This window comes from Clostridium gasigenes (assembly GCF_900104115.1).
Lineage (GTDB): Bacteria > Bacillota > Clostridia > Clostridiales > Clostridiaceae > Clostridium > Clostridium gasigenes.
In genome coordinates this window covers 80,383-100,685 of sequence record NZ_FNJM01000007.1, presented here as the reverse complement: position 1 = coordinate 100,685, position 20,303 = coordinate 80,383, and the positions used below count along the sequence as shown (strand labels likewise).

Sequence of the window (20,303 nt, the reverse complement as noted above, 5' to 3'; positions counted from 1 at the left end):
CTAATATTAAATAGTGCCTTAACTTAATTTATATAATAATATTTGAATACGACAAAAAAGACCTGCATTATGCAAGTCTTATATATCTATCTTAGTTAAAATATCTCTTTAATAATCCACTAAAAGCCTTTCCGTGTCTAGCTTCATCTTTACACATTTCATGTACTGTGTCATGAATTGCATCTAGGTTTAATTGTTTAGCTAATGTTGCTAAATCTTTCTTACCTTGACATGCTCCGTATTCTGCATCTACTCTTGCTTGTAGATTAGCTTTTGTATCAGCTACTACAACTTCTCCAAGCATTTCTGCAAATTTAGCTGCATGTTCTGCTTCTTCAAAGGCAATTCTCTTATAAGCTTCTGCAACTTCTGGGAATCCTTCTCTATCTGCTTGTCTTGACATTGCTAGGTACATTCCAACTTCTGTACATTCTCCAATGAAGTTAGCTTGTAATCCTTCGATTACTCTAGCATCAACATCTTTAGCAACTCCGATTCTATGTTCGTCAGCCCATGCTAAATCTCCTGATTGTTCTATAAACTTATCTGCTCCTACCTTACATACTGGACATTGTGCTGGAGCTGTTTCTCCTTCGTGAATATAACCACATACTGTACATACAAACTTTTTCATATTAAAATCCTCCTCTTATTTAGACCATAATTTATTTAATTTAATTTTTCTTAAGTTCTTTTATAATCTTTTGTTTTACTAATTTAATTAATTTTCTAAATTGTTTTGTTTAACTTTCTATAATTATTATATAATAATTATTCTTATTTGTAAATACTTTTTTAAAATAAACTTACTTATTTTTTTAATTTCAACTTGTTTAGCCATTGTAAAATGATTAACAAGTTAAAATACACTGATACTAATTTGTTATTTATTTAAATATGCCTTATATATATTAAATCAGGCATTAATATTAGCATTTAACACCATATTCCTTTAAGCTTACCATTAGCTCTTCTGGATTTTTAAAAAGTATAGTTTTAAATCCAACTTCCCTCGCCTTGTTAATATTACATTCCATATCATCAATGAAAATTGATTCATTAACATTAAGTTTATATTTTTCTATAATCTTATTGTATATTTCCTTTTCTGGTTTAATAATTTTTTCTTCATATGAAACTACACCACCATCAAAAATATTAAAAAAATTATATTTACTAGTTACATGTTCAAATGCTTTTAAATGAAAATTGGATAAGTAATAAACTTTATATCCTGATTCCTTTAATTTCTTTAAAATATCTACAGTCTTCTCAATAGGATTTAATATATCATACCACTTTTCAAAAGCTATTTTTATAAGTTCTTCATTCCCATTACTTCTACTAGTTATAATTTTTATAGCCTCTTCTTCTAAAATTGTACCTCTATCAAGCATTATCCATTCTTCACTTTCAAATATCTCTTTATGAACATAATCAACTTTATCTTCTTTCATTTTTGATTTAAGATATTCTTTAGGATTAAAATCTAATAGCACATTTCCAATATCAAATATTATATTTCTACACATAAAATCTCCCTCCTACCAATTTAAATTATTATCTTATAAGAAACTTTCCCTCATAATCCATTATAACCCTTTCCATAACAACTTAAAAGTTAAGCATCTATTATATTCCTAATATCATTTATTTAAAGATACCTAAATTAAAAACATAAATATAATTAGGCGCTCACCCTATATATTATTAACATATAGAAAAAAGGATCTGCATTATGCAAATCCTTCTTTATATTTATTTGAAGATCTCTTAGTTAAAATATCTCTTTAATAATCCACTAAAAGCTTTTCCGTGTCTAGCTTCATCTTTACACATTTCATGTACTGTGTCATGAATTGCATCTAGGTTTAATTGTTTAGCTAATGTTGCTAAATCTTTCTTACCTTGACATGCTCCGTATTCTGCATCTACTCTTGCTTGTAGATTCGCTTTTGTATCAGCTACTACAACTTCTCCAAGCATTTCTGCAAATTTAGCTGCATGTTCTGCTTCTTCAAAGGCAATTCTCTTATAAGATTCCGCAACTTCTGGGAAACCTTCTCTATCTGCTTGTCTTGACATTGCTAGGTACATTCCAACTTCTGTACATTCTCCAATAAAGTTAGCTTGTAATCCTTCGATCACTCTAGCATCAACATCTTTAGCAACTCCGATTCTATGTTCATCAGCCCATGCTAAATCTCCTGATTGTTCTATAAACTTATCTGCTCCTACCTTACATACTGGACATTGTGCTGGAGCTGTTTCTCCTTCGTGAATATAACCACATACTGTACATACAAACTTTTTCATATTAAAATCCTCCTCTTATTTAGACCATAATTTATTTTATTTTTTAAGTTTTTATATTATTTTGTTTTACTACTTTAATTAGTTTTCTAAATTGTTTTGTTTTATTGCTTGGCTTTATTATATAATAATTATTATCGTTTGTAAACTACTTTATTAAATTTTCCTCTATTTTTTATCTAACTTCTTTACCAAATGGCATTAATGATAATCTTGCAAGTTTTAATGATTGTTTTGCAAATGGAATACCTACTATAGTAATACATAAAAAGAATGCACTTATCAAATTAGCTATACATAATTCTAATCCACCAAAAATAAGCCATAATATATTCAGTATTAAACTACCATCACCTGTATCAACAGTTATAACTTCTTTTCCAAATGGAGCTAGTTGTAACCCTGCCATTTTAAAGCATTGTAACCCTATTGGAATTCCAACTATTGTTAAGCACCATAAAACTCCTGTGAAAGCCCAAGCTATCGCAGCAACTAAACCTCCAAATATAATCCAAATAATATTTCCTAAACAACTCATTTATTTTACCTCACTTATAATTTAAAATAATAGTTTAATAACAATTCTATATTGTAACTGTTATTAATTTTCTATATATATTATTATAAACCTTTTATTTTGTTCACAGGTAAAATTTTGTCATATTTAAGGTTTATTTAAGGCATAGTAAATAAATAACACACCAAATATTCTTAATTTTAAAAAGCTAGAATACATGTCTGTTATTTATTTAGACATTCCTAAAAATTTCTAAATGCTAGTAACTATTTTATTATACGCCACTTCTATAATTCTACTAATGCACAACCTCTAATTGCCATAATATTATTTTCATTACAATAATTTATTATTTCAATACTTTCTGCCCCTGGTTGAATTAAAACTTTAGTTATTCCAATTTCCTTAGCTTCTTTTATAAATTCTAATCCTAGTTTTGGATTTATACATAAATCTATAGAATCTATTTTATATGGGACTTCTTTTAAAGTTTTATAAACTCCATCTCCACCCTTTGGATGAACACCTACTACTGTATGACCTTTTAACTTGAATTTTTCTAAAATTTTATATGCATATTTAGTTGAATTTGTAACATCTCCAATTACAATCCAATTTTTTTCCTTAATTAATTCTTTTGCTTCCATATTTCTTCCTCCTTATTAATTTAAATATTTAAACATAATTATTTAATATTATACTATATTTAAATATTCCCTACTATTGTATTCCATTAGTCAGTATTTTTTTCAAAACTCACCATTTTTATTCTTATTCTTCAAAAATAAATTCTTTCATAGTTAATAACATCTACCAATACTCATGAAAATATATTATTCTATGTTTATCTTTATTTATTATTACCCCATATTGAACTCCATGATTCCAGTAACCATCTCCACTTGCTTTCCTAGCCTCTGATATATATATTATAAATTTATCACTACTTTCTGGGTAACTCTTGTAATCTATAGCTTCTGAAATTTCACTGTCCGCCAAAACGCATATATTTTCACCAGCTATTTTAATTTCTTCAATACTCTCAAGTACATATTTACTTTTACCTCTTAATTCTTCATCTATTTTCTCTTCATTTTCACTATCAATATCATAGGATAAGTATAATCCTGATCCCCCCTGCATAAATGCAGCCCATTCTTCAAACTCAATATTTTCTGCATCTTTAGGAATTTCAGAAGGGAAATATTGCATTTCATTATCGGAATATAGTTTTCTTATTCTAGGATAATTCTTCACATCAGTATTTCTATCAAATGTTTCACTAACAATTAATTTACCAAAATTAATTATTAATAATATTATACTTAAGCTAATCACTATAGTATTTATAATAATCATTGTAATTGTTCTAATTTCCTTCTTATAGAATATCATTAATAAAATACTTGCTACTAAAAATGGTATAAATGCTATAACAATATTATTAAGTTGAAAAAACCTACACATCTTATTGTTAATTATTAAATTTAAATACCCTAATATAAAAAATATAATACACATACTTAAATTCACTTTATTATTTTTTATAATCATTTTCCACATAAAAAGTCCCCCCATAATAATTGATTAATCCTTGCAGAAGAATTTTTACCTACTTTATGATCCCTTTAATTCATAAATATCTACTTTCCATAGAAGAAATCATTCCTATAAATATAACTATCTCTGATAAGATTTCTTGTAAGCATCTAGATATTCCATTAAATATAGCCATAAGCACATAATCATTCTTAAATTTTACTATATAAGTATAATACCCCATTTGTTATTGTTTAACAATAAAAATTTATTTTATCAAACTATTTTTTATTCTTTTAATAATATTTAATATGATTACTATTTCATATTTCACTCTAATTAACTCACCTTGATCGCTTCTAAATAAATAACTAGTCAGCTATCAATCATTTGTTTCTTTAATCCTGTTGACTACTTATGTTGATTTAGGATATACTTATAAATAATAATTTAAATATAATATGCTTTGATTAGAAGTAGTACTATAAAAACGTAACCTTTAGAGAGCTGTTGTTTGGTGTAAAACAGTGTTGCAATTATAGGAACTTATCTATGAGCTTACTTGTTTAAAAGCAAGTACGGGAAATCGTTAAATTTTTAAGTGAGAAGATTATTAATCTTCTAATTAGAGTGGTACCACGGAAACTACAAGCTTTCGTCTCTTTGTATAGAGATGAAAGCTTTTTTTGCGTGACAAACCAATTAATTCACTAAATAACAGGAGGAATAAAAAATGAGTAATTATGGAACTAGTATTGATACTAAATGGCAAAACAAATGGGATGAAACAGATCTTTATAAATTTAACCCAGAAAATCCTGGTGAAAAACTTTATGTTTTAGAAATGTTTTCTTACCCATCAGGTAGTCAACTTCACGCTGGTCATTGGTTTAATTATGGGCCTGTAGATTCATGGGCTAGAATGAAAAAAATGCAAGGTTTTAACGTTTTTCAACCTATGGGATTTGATGCTTTTGGTTTACCTGCTGAAAATTTTGCAATTAAAACTGGTATCCATCCTAAGGATTCAACAGTTAAAAACATTGCTAATATGGAAAAACAATTAAGAGCAATGGGTGCTATGTTTAACTGGGAAAATGAAGTTGTAACATGTAACCCTGATTATTATAAATGGACTCAATGGTTATTTGTTAAACTTTATAATAAAGGTTTAGCTTATAGAAAAAAGGCTCCTGTAAATTGGTGTCCATCTTGCAACACTGTTTTAGCTAATGAGCAAGTTCATGATGGTTCTTGCGAGCGATGTTCAACTGAGGTTACTAAAAAAGATTTAACTCAGTGGTTCTTAAAAATAACTGATTATGCAGATGAACTTCTTGAAAAATTAGATACTTTAGATTGGCCAGAAAAAACTGTAGCTATGCAAAAGCATTGGATTGGTAAATCTACTGGTGCTGAAGTTACATTTAAAGTTAAAGATTCAGATATAAACTTTGATGTGTTTACTACAAGAGTTGATACTTTAAATGGAGTTACTTATGTTGTTTTAGCTCCTGAAAATCCTTTAGTAGATGCCTTAACACTTGCTGAAAATAAAGCTGCTGTTGAATCTTACAAGGAAGCTGCTAAAGTACAAACAGATATTGAAAGACAATCTATTTCTAGAGAAAAAACTGGTGTATTCACTGGTTCTTACGCTATAAACCCTATAAACGGACGTGAAGTTCCAGTTTGGGTTGCAGATTATGTTCTTGCAACTTATGGAACAGGTGCTGTTATGGCAGTCCCAGGTCATGATGAAAGAGATTTTGCCTTTGCACAAAAGTTTAATTTAAAAGTAGAAAGAGTTATAACTAGTAAAAATGGTAAAAACAACGAGCTTCCATACTGTGAATATGGCGTTTTAGTTAACTCCTCTGAATTTGATGGATTAACTACTGAAGTTGCTAAAGAAAAGGTAGTTGCAAAACTAGCAGAAGACACTCTTGGAACTGCTAAAGTTAACTATAGATTAAGAGATTGGTTAGTTTCAAGACAAAGATACTGGGGTGCCCCAATTCCAATTATTCATTGTGAAAAATGTGGAACTGTTCCAGTACCTGAAGATCAATTACCAGTAGAACTTCCATACAATGTTGAATTTGCACCAGATGGTAAATCACCACTTGCAAAATGTGAAGAGTTTGTTAATGTATCTTGTCCAACTTGTGGAGCTCCTTCAAAAAGAGAATGTGATACATTAGATACTTTTGTATGTTCATCATGGTACCAAATGAGATACCCTGATAATAAAAATACTAAGATTGCTTTTGATCGTGACCTAATTAATAAAATGCTTCCAGTTGACAAATACGTTGGTGGACCAGAGCATGCTTGTATGCATCTTCTATATGCAAGATTTATTACTAAAGCACTTCGTGATATGGGATATTTAGATTTTGATGAACCATTTAAATCATTAACTCACCAAGGTTTAATACTTGGACCTGATGGTTTAAAAATGAGTAAATCAAAAGGAAATACAATTTCACCTGACTCTTATATAAAAGAGTATGGTGCTGATGTATTTAGAATGTACCTAATGTTTGGTTTCTCATATGTTGAAGGTGGAGCTTGGAGTGATGATGGAATTAAATCTGTTTCAAGATTTGTCGATAGAATTGAAAGAGCTTTAGACACTGCAAGAGAATCTATTTTAAGTGGTAAAAATAATAAAACTACTATGGATAAAGCTGAAAAAGAATTAAACTTCTGGAGACATACTGCAATTAAAGGAGTTAGTGAAGATGCTGATAAAATGCAATTCAATACTGCCATTGCTAGAATGATGGAGCTAGTAAATTCATTATCTAAATATCTTCAAGAAGATACTCTTAATTTAGATTTCTTAAAAGAAACTATTATAGATTTCTTAAAGATATTAGCTCCTTTTGCTCCTCACTTTACTGAAGAACAATGGAACTTACTAGGACTTGATTACTCAATCTTTAACCATCCTTGGCCAATATTTGATCCTAATGCTTTAGTTAAGGATGAAGTTGAAATCGCTATTCAAGTTAACGGTAAAATAAAAGCTAGAATTAACGTTGCTTCTGATTTATCTGAAGAAAGCATAAAAGCTGCTTCTCTTGAAAATGAAGATGTTTTAGCCTCAACTGAAGGAAAAACTATAGTTAAGGTTATAGTTATAAAAGGAAGACTTGTAAATATAGTTGTAAAATAAAAATTATATAATTAAACTTAGGGAGCTTTAAAAATCCTACTAATTTTTTAAAGTTCCCTTACTTAGTTGTATTATTTACCCTAAAGAGACTTAATGATTTTAATTTAATCATTAAGTCTCTACTTATTTAGTTATTTTCAAAAAATAGACTACCATACTATCTTTCTATTTATTTTACTATGCCTTATTACTCTAATACTATTTTAAAATCTGCAATTACTTCACTTACTAATTTTTCATCTAGAGCTTTATAATGTTTAATATATCCAGACTCTTCTAACCTCTCTGATAACAGCTTAGTCATAGCCATCCAATTTTCTGGTATATATACCCACACTATTTCTTCATATCTACAACTTAATAGGAAATGTTCCATTCCCCAGAATGAATACTCTTCTATTTTATGCAAACTATTTAGAATCTTATAATCTTCTACTACCTTTTTAGTTAACTTATATTCATAAATATCAACATAAAAGAAATCAAAACTATTTGATTCTGCCTTAAAGGCATCTTCACATAATATTTTTATTTTCTTATTTTTATTAAAACTATTATTATATAAATCTATCACATCTTGGTCTATTTCATAAACAATTACTTCTTTTACTTCCTTCCTTTTTGCCATTTCCTGTGCAACATAACCAAGACCTAGTCCCACTAATCCAACTTTACCTTTGGAAAATTTTATTGGCATATATGAACTTTCTATTTCTAGTGGAGTTAATCTCATCCATACATTATCTGGACCTTGTAATTCTAAAATATCTATATTAACCCCATCTTCTATTTCATACATATATCCTTTAACAATTCCTTGAATACCATAATTTTTTTTAATTTCAAAATCTCCTACTTTTTTAATTTTAATTTTATTATTATATTCCGTTATTACATCTAATACATATTTTTTGTTATATGGCTTCAAAATTAACAATTCCTTTCATTATTATTCTCACATATTTATCGTTACTTAATCACTTTACTTAAGTGATTTGATATACAATACATTACATAATTATATATTCTTTTTAACTGATAACTAATATTTTAACACTCTTTGTTATTTACTTATAATTATAGTATTTACAACTACATAGATAATTATATTGGTAATAACTTGAAATTTCAATATAATTACTATTTTTCTTTATTTTTTCCTTTTTGCTTAAAATATTTCTTGCTATTTAAATATACTATGATATACTATTGATATAAATTATCAACAGTATAGGAGTGAAGTACATTATGGAAAAAGTAATAATAAGTGAATCAGGATACAATGAATTTAAATCTTTCTTAGACGAAAATGATATTAAAGATTATACAATAAGAATTAATTTAGGCGGTTTTGGATGTAGTGGTCCAGCTTTTAACATAGCTGTTGACGAAGTTAAAGAAGGTGATGTTGTTGAAAAAATTAACGACATAACTTTTGTAATTGAAAGCAAGCTAATTGATGAATTTGGTGGTTTTAAATTATTATCATCAGAAGAAAACGAAGGTAGAGGCTTATCACTTAAACCTATTATAGAATCAGAAGGCGGCGGATGCGGCTCATGCGGTGGTGGATGCCACTAAAAAAAAGTGCTTAGGCACTTTTTTTTTATAATTAAAACACCTAAAAACATATATCCATCATTCTGAATATTTCTAGGTGTTTCTATTTTTTAGTTCTTACTTTTAATAATAAATGGATAATCTATATTTTTTTCTGTAGCCTTGTTAACTCCAAGATACATATCTATCCAATAATCTTTCTTTATAATTTTTTCTTCTCTTTTTTCATCTTTTAAATTAGATAAGTATTGTTCATTAAATTCATTAAAGAAGTCTTGTACATCATTTGATACTTCTTTCATTTTAATAAAATCATTTAATATTTTACCATCTAATACTATCTTAGCTTGTTCATTTTTCATTTCTAAATTTAAATATTCAAAAACTAAGTTTTCTATTCTTGAATATACTTCACTTTGTTTTATTTTATTTTTTTCATCTTCTTTATATTCTCTTATTAAATTGCTATTTTTGTAGGTTGAATATGAATCACATAATTGTACGGTTGAATCTAAAATAGAATTATAACTTTTATAAAGACTTAATAATTCTTCATTTGATATACTTTTAGTTTCTATACTTTGATCTAATATAACTAATGCACTTTCATTCCTGTGTTTAATTTCTTCTATATATCTATATGATTCTCTTCCAGCTTTCATTTTATATTTGGAGTTCATAACAGATGTATAAATATTTAATAATAAGCTTACCATCAGTACTCCTACTATAACCATTACACTGTTATTTTTATCTAATTTAATTTTCTTCATAAAACACCTCCATATATAAAATATTATATCATATAACCTCTAATATTGCTACCTCGCCCAATCGTGCATAAATTCTCTCATTAAATTCAGAGGAGAATTTTCTACTTCTTGCTTTTTATCTTTTCCATTAATCCTCTTAACTTCACCATATGATTTTTCTAAAGATAATTCTTCATCCCCCGTTAATACCCATATTGTATTTGCATTTATTGGTCTTAATTCAAGTCTTTTTTCCCCTACTCCATCAGTAAAATAAATTAGCACATGGTTTCTTAAGTTATTTTTCTTTATATATTCAAATACCGGTGTAAATAATGTGGAGCCTGTACTGGAAAGTCTTTTTTTGATATCATTTTTAGACTTTATTTCATATACTCTTCTTACTTCGTTATCACACTCAATCACAGTAATCTTATGGCTTCTTATCTTAGTTATTCCAAGTATTTCTATCATTATTTTATAAACTTCTTCATCACTCATAGATGCACTAATATCTATAGCCACTAAAATTTCTGGTAGATTTCTAGGTAATGTACCTCTAAGTTCTAACCTTTCTGGTTGTCTCCTACTTCTTCTTGTAATAGTCTTTTTTTGTCCTGCTCTTAATGAGGGTATTAATTTCTTTAAAATATCTTGCCAAGATATTTCAGGTTTTTCTGTATATGAATTTATTATACCTTCTATATCTTTTGGACCTTTTCCTTTAAAAGAATTTATAGCTATTTTTTTAGTTAAATCTTTAAGAGAATCTTTATTTAATTCAATTTTGCTCCAAATATCATGAGCTTTAGACAAATCTATAACTCTACAAATGGAATCATCTTTTGAATTATTTATAATCTTCTTAGATTTTCTTTTAATAGCCTTTTCTATTTTTTCTGCATATATCTCACAGGTCATATCCTCTTTTATATTTACATCATATTCTATTATCACTGTATCAATTCTTTGAGAATTCATTGGAAGATTTTTTATAAATTGATTTATTGATATATCCAATGCCAAATTTACTGCTAATGGTTCATATTTATTTTTAAGTCTTTTTTCTCTGTCATAATGTGAGTACATTATATGATATATTTCATGTTTAAATAATGCTGACATTTCTTTTTTATCAAGCATTAAAAATAATATAGGGTTAAAATACATAAGGAAGCCATCAAGCCTTGGCAATGTTGCAAGAGGCCATGTTATATCTAATTTTATATCTCTTTTAATTTTTATCATAAACTGTCCAAAGAAATCATCTTCTTTCTCAAGCATGTCTATAACAACATTTTCAACTAAATAGAAAAATTCTTTTTTAAAATTACTATTTAAATCATCCTTAGTTTGAAAACCTAAAGCTTGTTTTAATAACTCGTTACGTTTATCATCAAATCTCATCTTTCATCTTTAGTGAGCGATTATCTTATAAGTATTCCTCACTAAAGTTCACCTCCTTTTCAAAACTATAAAATATTAGGTACCTTAAAAAAATAGCAAGTCAAAGAATCTGACTTGTTATTTTTTTAATATCCCTTATTCGTATATACTAAAAAATGCATCTAAGAAAGTATCTGCTTCTAATAATTCTTTATATAGTTCAGTACTATAATCGCTTTTTATTTCTTTCATAATTCCAAGCCTTAAATCCTTTGGATAGTTCATTAAAATATTCGCAAATATATTTATATTTTTCTCATTTATATTTTTTTCTAAGAAACTTAAAGAATTTTTTGCCATAATATATAATCTTGATTGGCTCTCCCTTTTTATTCTATCCTTTAATTCAACCCCTAAAACCTCATATGAAAATAATTCTTCTGCCTTTATTAGAGGATTCTTTATATTCTTAATAAAGTTCATAAAATCAGTTGCAATACTTACTCCTACATTTCCCTTTACAACATTATAGAAGATATCTATTGAAAATTTATCTTTATTATCATTGTATACTTTATAAGCTTTTGATACTCTCTCCCAACTTCTTGGAGTTGCTTTTATACTTTCTCTTGAATATGGAGTGTGTAGATATTCTGGAAATGTTGATATAAACTCAATTATATTCCCATGAACCTTATCCCCTTGTCCCATACCCCATCTTATCCATTCCTTAACATCTGCATCCATTTCAACCCAAACAAATCTATCTTCTTGAGCTGCATCCATATCTACAACTTGGTAATCACTACTTTCAAATGATTCATATTTATTAGATGGATTCATTGCAGTTATTACTCTTACTTTATCTGCTAAATAATATCCATTAATTTCTCTATTTAAAATTAAGTTCATAAGTTCTTGTTGAACTGCATGTTCACATCTATTTAACTCATCTATAAATAATATTACATTTTTATCATCTTCTAAACCTGCTAATTTTTCTACTTCTGCAAGTTTATTGTGGATTGCATAAACAGTTTTTCTATTCTCTACTATTGGTAACCCACCTATTTCTCCTTCTTTTAAAAGATTAGCATCTATTGTTACTAAATGACTATTTGTTCTTTTACTTAATTCCTTAACTAATGCTGTTTTTCCTATTCCAGCTTCTCCTATAATTAAGGGAACATCTTTTGCCTCTAAAATTAAATCTACTGTATTTAAAGTTTCTGAAAATCTCATTATACTGTCTTCCTTTCTTCTATATCTCCTATAAGTCACTTTTTTTAATAATAGCCCATGCTAGTTGTTTCTTGAAGTTCTCTAAGCTTACTTACATAGAAAGCTTATAATCCACTAATAGCATTTTAGCTTTTTTACTTCCTTGCTCTCTTATAAAATTAATCTTATCCATTTCTAAAATTTCTAGTTTAAAAAAATTCTTCATATATTCAGAATCTATATCTTCATTTATAAGTTTATCTCTTAAAACATCTATAACTAGATCTACATCAATTGAATCATATACATACTTAACTACATTTATATTATCTCCAATTAATATCTTTAGCTCATCTAAATCATAACTTTCAATGTAATTAATAGCTTCCTCATTTTCAATAACTGCTGCTCTTTTAACATTTAAACTTGCATTATGTATATATCTTATTGCACCCCAATAAGTTTTTATTGCTTCAAGGCTAACTTCTTCTGAAGTTTCTTTAATATATTTTATTGCATCATAATCTTTCTTTACTGCTAGTAGCTTCATTTTTTCTGAGGGATTTTCAATAAATTGAATCGCCCAACCTTTTGTTTTTATTGCTTCTTCTATAATTTTATTTGTAGGATCTTTTATAAGCTTTAAAGAATTCCATAAAGATTGTACTGCTAGTATTCCTAAATTTTCACTTGGATTTTCTATAAATTCTATTGCTAAAGGATTACTTTTAACAGCCTCTTTTTGAACTTCTTTGCTTGGGTTATTTATAAACTTTAAAGTTAGTCCATTTTTCTTAACAGCTGCTAATTGAACTTCTTCAGTTGGGTTCTCTATATTTTGTATATTAAAAGGATTATTATAAATCTTCTTTAAATCTAAATCTTCCATATTAAAACTCCTTCTTCCCTTAGGCATCTTCAAAAATATACACAGTCTCTTGACTTGCTATTTTTTAAAAGTTCCCTAACTAATTTAATTTGTATACTCTATCTACTTTTATTATACAGGATTTACGGATAAATATCATCAAGTAATATATATTATCAAATACAATATTAAAAATAAAAGAAGACATTAACCAATTTAAGATTAATGTCTTCTTTAAACTCCATATTTATTCTCTATATCTGTCAATATCATGGTTTATTGATTCTAAAATACTAGTCAATTCCCAAATTCCGCCGTCTTCTATTAACTTATTTAATGAAACTTCATATCTACTAGCTTCTGCTGATTTTCCTAGTGATATTAATGTCAAAATGCTATTCATTATGTTTGAAACAATATCTGATTTAACTTCAAATAATTTTTGTGCATCTTTAATTTCATCTTTAATTTCTAACATTTGTTCATCTAACTCAAAAGCCGTATCTGCTGCCTTTTTTAATTTTATTTTAATATCCCCTGGCATTTGTTGTTTATATTTATAATTTAATGAATGTTCAATAGTTGCCCAAAAATTCATGGCTAAAGTTCTTATTTGAAATTCTGCTAAAATATCTCTTTGACCTGATGCCATATTAACAGGATATTTAATAATAAGGTGGTAACTTCTATACCCACTTGTTTTTACGCTTCTTATATAATCTTTTTCATAAAGAATTTGCATGTCACGTCTTGCACGTAAAAGTTCTACAACCTTATCTATATCATCAACAAATTGACACATAATTCTTATCCCTGCTATATCTTCCATTTCATATTGAACTCTATCTAAAGGAATTTCAAATTTATTTGCTTTCTCTAGTAAACTTGATATATCCTTTACTCTTCCCGTAACAAATTCTATTGGTGAATATTCATTTTTTCTTCTGTATTCTTTTCTTATACTTCTAATTTTTACTTTTAGTTCATCTACAGCCTGTTCATAAGGCATTAGAAAACTTTTCCAATCATATATCGCCATATTATCACCCTTCACAAGTTTCACTTTATCATTATATCAAATTTTTTTAAAAGTGTAATTAAATTCTTACAATAATATTTTTTCTTTTTCTATATCTTTTATTTTACATATCAACAAAATTGAAATATAATGGAAATAATGATAATTTTCTTTAATTTAATAACAAAAAATTAAAGAATTAGGTTATTATGGACGATATATAACTAAAGTGTATTTACTAAAACATTTTAAGTGAGCTAAAAGAAAATAACATGTCAAAAGCTGTGAGAATATTTTGTTTTAGGCTAATAGCTATAACCTATGCATAATAAATTATGTAAAGGTTGTGGTAATAAGACATAGCTCAAAATATACCGCAATATGATTAGTTGTTTTTTAAAATATCTCTAAGGAATAGTCAAAAACAAACTATCCTATTAACTAGTTATTTTTGAAAATCCCTTAGTCAATTGAAAAAATAAAACTTAGGAGGCAATAACATGGGCTTATTTTCCACATTGAAAAAAAAAGAAATCGTTTCTTCTGCCCCAACTACAAGAGATATCATAGCATCTAAGGCAATTGAAGACTCTAATTCTAGCGAGATAAAATCTCAAGTAGGATTATTAAATGAAAATAGTACAAACATATCATTAGCTATAAAAGAGGTTAATAGTTCTTTAAGTAATTTAACATCTGCAACTCTTACACAAGCTGAAGAAGTTACAAATGCTACTTCTATTTTAGAGAATTTCAATAAGAATATGGAACAATTAGCTTATAACATAACTAATGTTCAAATAAAAGTTTTAGATACAGGCGATGTAGCTGATGAAGGGCTTAATACCTTTGTTGATTTAGATGCCTCTTTAAAATCACTTCAACAAGCTTTTAGTATTGTTAGCACTACAGTTAACACATTAGTTTCTAAACTTGAATCAGTTAATACAATTACAGATTCTATAAGTCAAATTGCTAGCCAAACTAATCTTTTATCACTTAATGCTGCTATTGAAGCTGCTCGTGCGGGAGAAGCTGGACGTGGTTTCTCAGTAGTTGCTGGTGAAGTTAGAAAGCTTGCAGAAAACTCAAAGCAATCTGTTGAAAGTATCACACGTATATTAGATGATATAAAATCAGATATATTAGATACATCAAAAGCAACTAAAACTGGTAACATCGCTTTAAGCACTCAACAAGCTACACTTTTAAACACTAAAAATAGCTTTACTAATATAAAATCATCAATTAATGAGGCTAATGTTGAAATAGATGAATGTATTGTTAATTTAGTAAATTCTTCTTCTAAAAAGGATGAAGTTATATCAATTATGGAAAGAGTATCCACAATTTCACAAGAGCATTCAGCTCTTTGCCAAGAAATTGCTGCTAATATGGATATACAATCTAATAATATTGAAGAATTTGATGAAACAGTTAAGAATCTTAATAACACACTTTAAAATAAGACATATAAGAGAATAACTAATAAATATGCAAAATAAATTATCATATTAAATTGTTATTTTAAAATAATTCATAAAACTCCAATTCAAGTATAATTACTTGAATTGGAGTTTTTTTAATACATTTCAAAAATCTCCTCAACTTATTCACTTAAAACATTTTTTAAATCTATAAAAATTTCATTAAATAATTCCCACATTTTTTTTATAGCTATCAGTGCACTACTATGCTAAAATATAATTCGAGATAGCTCTATATTATTGATATTAGGGCTATCCTTCTAAAAAACAACTTTTTGACGTACAGTAATCAATAATTCAGAGGTGATTAATAAATGGAAATTCCACATTATACTTTTATGAATACTATAACTTGTCCCGTTTGCGGTGATAATTTTGAATTTATTTCAGTTAAAGCAAAGACTTCTAGAATTATTTCTAGGGATAGTGATTTTTTTATACGCTATTCAGTTATTAATCCTTATTTTTATGATGTATTAATATGCAGTAGTTGCGGTTATAGTAGTATGCAGTCAGAATTTAATAAAATAAAAAAATCCCAAATAGATCTAGTTAAAAATAGAATTACACCTAAATGGAAATGCAAATTTTATCCTAATGTATTTACTGAGGAAATTGCTATCCAAAGATATAAATTAGCTTTACTCACAGCAGTATTAACAGATTCAAAAACAAGTACTAAATCTATGATATGCTTAAAAATAGCTTGGATTTATAGATTATTAGATGATACTAAAAATGAAAACATTCTTTTACAACAAGCTCTTGATGGGTTTCAAGAAGTTTTTCTTAATGAGGATCTTCCTGTGTATGGATTGGATAAATTTTCACTTATGTATTTAATTGGTGAGTTATCAAGACGTTTAAATAGGAATGATGATGCTCTAAAATGGTACTCTAAAACTCTAACATCTGTAGGCTCCACACATAAGATTAAAGAACTTGCTCGTGAGGGAAGAGATAAAATTAAAGAGCTTTAATTAATATACATTATAAACCCTACTACTATTTTTAAACATCATATTAACAAATAGTAAGTTTTAAAACATGTACATATTAATACTTATAGAAACTAAAAAACTCCAATGCAAGTATACTTACCTGTATTGGAGTTTTTAAAACATATTCTTAAACAATACTCTATCTAATTTATCTATACATAATTAATTTAGTTATTTCCTATGAATAACATCCTCACTACTATTTAAGTATTATAAAAATAGACTATTGCCTCAACACCATTTTCAATATTTCTAATATCAAGATTATAATTTAACAACTTAGAATAATAGGATACAATATATAGTCCAAGCCCATGCCCAGAATTTTCATTATTACCTCTTAAAAATACTAAGACATAAAAGTTAATTTCAAAAAAATAACAAGCCAATATGCTATATATTTTGCATATTGACTTGTTATTTATATCATTTATTTGGTATGACTTATATAAATAAATTTATATTTGAATCATCAGCTTCACCTAGGTAGTATCCTACTCCACCATAAGTTACACCTTTTATTATTTCTTCTTCTTTAATTCCCATAACATCCATTGACATTGTACATGCTACTAGTTCTATTCCACTTTCTAGTGCTGCTTCTATTAAGTCTTCTAATGATTGGATGTTTTTATTTTTCATAACTCCTCTTATCATTTTCCCGCCCATTCCTGCCATGTTCATTTTTGATAAGCCTAGTTTTTGACTTCCTCTTGGCATCATAATTCCAAAAGCCTTTTCTATAGGGTTTTTAATTATTTTTATTTTCTCTGGTTTTCTTATTACGTTTAATCCCCAGAATGTAAAGAACATTGTAACTTTTTTACCCATAGTTGCTGCTCCATTTGCTATTATAAATGCTGCTATGGCTTTGTCTAAATCTCCACTAAACACTACTATTGTTTGGCCCTTTAATTTTTTTACTAATGATTTTTCATCTGCTACTGTTAAAAGTGATTCTTCTAAAGCTATTCCTTTTTGAATTGTAGCCTCTATAATACCTTTGTTTTTTTCTATGTTTAATAAAGTATTATTTGTCTTCTTCGCCCAAGATTGAATATCTCTATAGAAACCAGGATCTGATGCTTTTATTTTTAATATATCACATTTATTCATTTCATCCATAATTGTTTTAACTTTCATTAATGGACCTGGGCAAGATAATCCTGTAGCATCAAGCTCTTTTGTTACTCTTGGTGCAAGGTCTTTCTCTATTGCCGCTTCTTCTCTAATATCTATTTTAGATTTATCTTCTGTATTATTCCCTAAGTTTATTTCCCTATCTAAATCTTCCATAACAGGACAAACTTTAGGTTTATTATCTAATACCTCTGCTTTATAGTCCCAGTTTTTATATACCTTATATCCACCAGTTAAGTTTTTAACTTTAAATCCATTTTGAATTAGTATTCTTGAAGCAATATGACCTCTTACTCCTACTGCACATGAAACTACTATTTCTTTATTTTTATCTAAGGTTTCTAAATTATCTCTTAACTTGTCTACTGGTATATTTATAAAGTTTGGAATTTCTCCATTTATATCTATTTCTGTTTTTTCTCTAACATCTAAGAATATTTGCTTATTTTCATCATAATTAACTAATTCTTCTAAAGTTATTATTTCTTCTAAACCCTTCATTTCATTTTGAGCTATAAACCCTGCCATATTAGCTGGAGATTTTGCTGATGAAAATGGTGGTGCATAAGCTAGTTCAAGCTCTGTTAAATCTTCCATAGTTCCACCAAACTTAATAACTGTTGCAATAACATCTATAAATTTATCTACGCCTTCATATCCTAAAGCTTGAGCTCCTAGTACTTTCCCTTCTAAATCATATAAAACCTTAATTGATAATTGAGTTGCATTTGGATAATAACTTGCATGTGACATTGGATATAAATAAACTTTTTTATATTTTATATTATATCTATTTAAAGTTCTTTCATTATTACCTGTCGATGCTGCTACCATATCAAAAACCTTAATTATTGAAGTTCCAAGTGTTCCTTTATAAATAGAATTTATACCTGCAATATTATCTGCAACTATTCTTCCTTGTCTATTGGCAGGTCCTGCAAGTGGAATAAATGCATCTTCCCCATTTACATAATCGCGAACTACAATAGCATCCCCTACTGCAAATACATTTTCTTTATTTGTCTTCATATGCTCATCTACTTTTACATGACCTCTGTCACCAAGTTCAATACCTGATGATTTGATGAAACCTGTATCTGGAATTACTCCAATTGCAGAAATAACAATTTGAGTTTGAACTTCCTTCTCACTATCTAAAATAACATTTATTCCATCTTGAGTATCCTTAAAGCCTTTAACCTTATCATTTAAGATTATTGAAATACCATTATCATTTAATTCTTTTTCAACAAGTGCAGAAAATTCAGAGTCAAAAGGAGCAAGTACATGAGGCGCCGCTTCTATTAAAGTAACCTCTAATCCCCTTTCCTTTAAATTTTCAGCCATTTCAACTCCGATATAACCTCCACCAATAACTACCGCAGATTTTATCTCCGAATTATCAACATATTTTTTTATTTTATCCGTATCCCAGACATTTCTAAGAGTAAATATTTTTTCACTATTCCCACCTGTAATATTTGGGTTAATCGGCTTAGCCCCTGGCGCTAATACTAAATAATCATACCCTTCTTCATATTCTCCATCAGCTTTTGACTTCACCTTAACAGTTTTATTATCTGTATCTATACTAATAACTTCACTATTTATTCTTACATTAACTTTAAATCTATCATTCATTTTCTTAGGTGTTTGTAGAAGTAATGCATCGCGATTTTTAATTGTTTCTCCTATATAATAAGGTAAACCACAGTTCGCAAATGAAATGTGTTCCCCTCTTTCAAACATAATTATTTCAATATTTTCATCTAACCTTCTAAGTCTTGCAGCTGTAGATGCACCGCCTGCTACCCCACCAACTATTAACACTCTTTTATTTTTCATTTTAAATCCTCCATTCTTTTATACTAAATTTATCAATTTTATTTATTGTTAACTCTATTTGTTATTACGTTTATTGTTATAAACTATTTAAAATCAATTAATCTTTTAATCTGTATATTCAAATTTATAAATATATAATTCATAGAAATTCAAAATAAAATTTCTATATTTTTGTACTTTATAATAATGCTTTTATAATTGTTTCTACTCTTTCATCTGCAATTTTATAAAAAACTTCCAGACCATTTCTTTCTCCAATAATTATTCCTACACTTTTCAATTTTTGAAGATGCTGAGAAATTGTTGATTGAGGAACTCCCAAACAATTTTGCATTTTGCTTACATTACAGGAACCAACCTCTAAAAGGCCGCTAACAATACACAATCTAATTGGATGAGCTAAAACTTTTAAAAGCTCTGCTGTTTCTTCATACTGTTTATAATTATTATCCATCTGTTCCACACCTTTATT

18 protein-coding genes and 1 other annotated feature are annotated in these 20,303 nt (G+C 27.6%); of the genes, 4 read left to right on the top strand and 14 right to left on the bottom strand.

What is annotated here, in order from left to right:
• Positions 1 to 91: 91 nt before the first annotated feature.
• The 6 genes from BLS77_RS12480 to BLS77_RS12455 all read right to left on the bottom strand — a co-directional run bounded on the left by BLS77_RS12480 (position 92) and on the right by BLS77_RS12455 (position 4,393).
• Positions 92 to 634, bottom strand: coding sequence for an NADH peroxidase (locus BLS77_RS12480; RefSeq protein WP_089970322.1), 543 nt, complete (start codon positions 632 to 634; stop codon positions 92 to 94).
• Between the two features lie 295 nt (positions 635 to 929).
• Positions 930 to 1,532: an HAD family hydrolase gene (locus BLS77_RS12475; RefSeq protein ID WP_089970321.1), complete on the bottom strand. Its 603-nt coding sequence runs from the start codon at positions 1,530 to 1,532 to the stop codon at positions 930 to 932.
• A 241-nt stretch (positions 1,533 to 1,773) separates the two neighbouring features.
• Positions 1,774 to 2,316 carry an NADH peroxidase gene (locus BLS77_RS12470; protein WP_089970318.1) on the bottom strand — a complete coding sequence of 181 codons (543 nt, stop codon included), beginning with the start codon at positions 2,314 to 2,316 and terminating at the stop codon, positions 1,774 to 1,776.
• Positions 2,317 to 2,488: 172 nt separating this feature from the next.
• Positions 2,489 to 2,851, bottom strand: a complete 363-nt coding sequence (locus tag BLS77_RS12465) for a YccF domain-containing protein (RefSeq protein WP_089970316.1) — start codon at positions 2,849 to 2,851, stop codon at positions 2,489 to 2,491.
• Positions 2,852 to 3,117: 266 nt separating this feature from the next.
• Positions 3,118 to 3,477: a CoA-binding protein gene (locus tag BLS77_RS12460; RefSeq protein ID WP_089970314.1), complete on the bottom strand. Its 360-nt coding sequence runs from the start codon at positions 3,475 to 3,477 to the stop codon at positions 3,118 to 3,120.
• 163 nt (positions 3,478 to 3,640) lie between these two features.
• Positions 3,641 to 4,393: a hypothetical protein gene (locus BLS77_RS12455; protein WP_089970312.1), complete on the bottom strand. Its 753-nt coding sequence runs from the start codon at positions 4,391 to 4,393 to the stop codon at positions 3,641 to 3,643.
• Between the two features lie 433 nt (positions 4,394 to 4,826).
• Positions 4,827 to 5,035: a binding site (T-box leader), on the top strand.
• A 67-nt stretch (positions 5,036 to 5,102) separates the two neighbouring features.
• Here BLS77_RS12455 and leuS point away from each other — a divergent pair.
• Entirely contained in the window at positions 5,103 to 7,553 is a 2,451-nt protein-coding gene (gene leuS, locus BLS77_RS12450; protein WP_089970310.1) for a leucine--tRNA ligase, read from the top strand.
• A gap of 187 nt (positions 7,554 to 7,740) precedes the next feature.
• Here leuS and BLS77_RS12445 read toward each other — a convergent pair whose 3' ends face one another.
• Entirely contained in the window at positions 7,741 to 8,481 is a 741-nt protein-coding gene (locus tag BLS77_RS12445) for an rRNA adenine N-6-methyltransferase family protein (RefSeq protein ID WP_089970307.1), read from the bottom strand.
• Positions 8,482 to 8,801: 320 nt separating this feature from the next.
• On the opposite strand from BLS77_RS12445, the gene BLS77_RS12440 reads away from it, so the two are divergent.
• The gene (locus BLS77_RS12440; protein ID WP_089970304.1) at positions 8,802 to 9,134 is read left to right on the top strand and encodes a HesB-like protein; all 333 of its coding nucleotides are present in this window, start codon (positions 8,802 to 8,804) and stop codon (positions 9,132 to 9,134) included.
• 89 nt (positions 9,135 to 9,223) lie between these two features.
• On the opposite strand, the gene BLS77_RS12435 is transcribed toward BLS77_RS12440, so the two are convergent.
• The 5 genes from BLS77_RS12435 to yjbM form a co-directional block, all read right to left on the bottom strand.
• Complete coding sequence (locus BLS77_RS12435) at positions 9,224 to 9,886, bottom strand: hypothetical protein (protein ID WP_089970302.1); 663 nt, start codon at positions 9,884 to 9,886, stop codon at positions 9,224 to 9,226.
• 48 nt (positions 9,887 to 9,934) lie between these two features.
• A complete protein-coding gene (locus BLS77_RS12430; protein WP_089970299.1) occupies positions 9,935 to 11,272 on the bottom strand; it encodes a vWA domain-containing protein in 1,338 nt (445 codons plus the stop codon).
• 135 nt (positions 11,273 to 11,407) lie between these two features.
• Positions 11,408 to 12,493, bottom strand: coding sequence for an AAA family ATPase (locus BLS77_RS12425; protein WP_089970295.1), 1,086 nt, complete (start codon positions 12,491 to 12,493; stop codon positions 11,408 to 11,410).
• 91 nt (positions 12,494 to 12,584) lie between these two features.
• Positions 12,585 to 13,361: a hypothetical protein gene (locus tag BLS77_RS12420; protein WP_089970292.1), complete on the bottom strand. Its 777-nt coding sequence runs from the start codon at positions 13,359 to 13,361 to the stop codon at positions 12,585 to 12,587.
• Positions 13,362 to 13,587: 226 nt separating this feature from the next.
• Positions 13,588 to 14,379 (bottom strand): GTP diphosphokinase, encoded by a 792-nt coding sequence (yjbM, locus tag BLS77_RS12415; protein WP_089970289.1) that lies wholly within the window; start codon positions 14,377 to 14,379, stop codon positions 13,588 to 13,590.
• Between the two features lie 479 nt (positions 14,380 to 14,858).
• On the opposite strand from yjbM, the gene BLS77_RS12410 reads away from it, so the two are divergent.
• A complete protein-coding gene (locus tag BLS77_RS12410; protein ID WP_089970287.1) occupies positions 14,859 to 15,821 on the top strand; it encodes a methyl-accepting chemotaxis protein in 963 nt (320 codons plus the stop codon).
• A 338-nt stretch (positions 15,822 to 16,159) separates the two neighbouring features.
• Positions 16,160 to 16,825, top strand: coding sequence for a DUF2225 domain-containing protein (locus BLS77_RS12405; protein ID WP_089970284.1), 666 nt, complete (start codon positions 16,160 to 16,162; stop codon positions 16,823 to 16,825).
• 465 nt (positions 16,826 to 17,290) lie between these two features.
• Here BLS77_RS12405 and BLS77_RS12400 read toward each other — a convergent pair whose 3' ends face one another.
• A complete protein-coding gene (locus BLS77_RS12400) occupies positions 17,291 to 19,831 on the bottom strand; it encodes an FAD-dependent oxidoreductase (protein ID WP_089970281.1) in 2,541 nt (846 codons plus the stop codon).
• Positions 19,832 to 20,009: 178 nt separating this feature from the next.
• The gene (locus BLS77_RS12395) at positions 20,010 to 20,285 is read right to left on the bottom strand and encodes an ArsR/SmtB family transcription factor (RefSeq protein WP_089970278.1); all 276 of its coding nucleotides are present in this window, start codon (positions 20,283 to 20,285) and stop codon (positions 20,010 to 20,012) included.
• Positions 20,286 to 20,303: the final 18 nt, after the last annotated feature.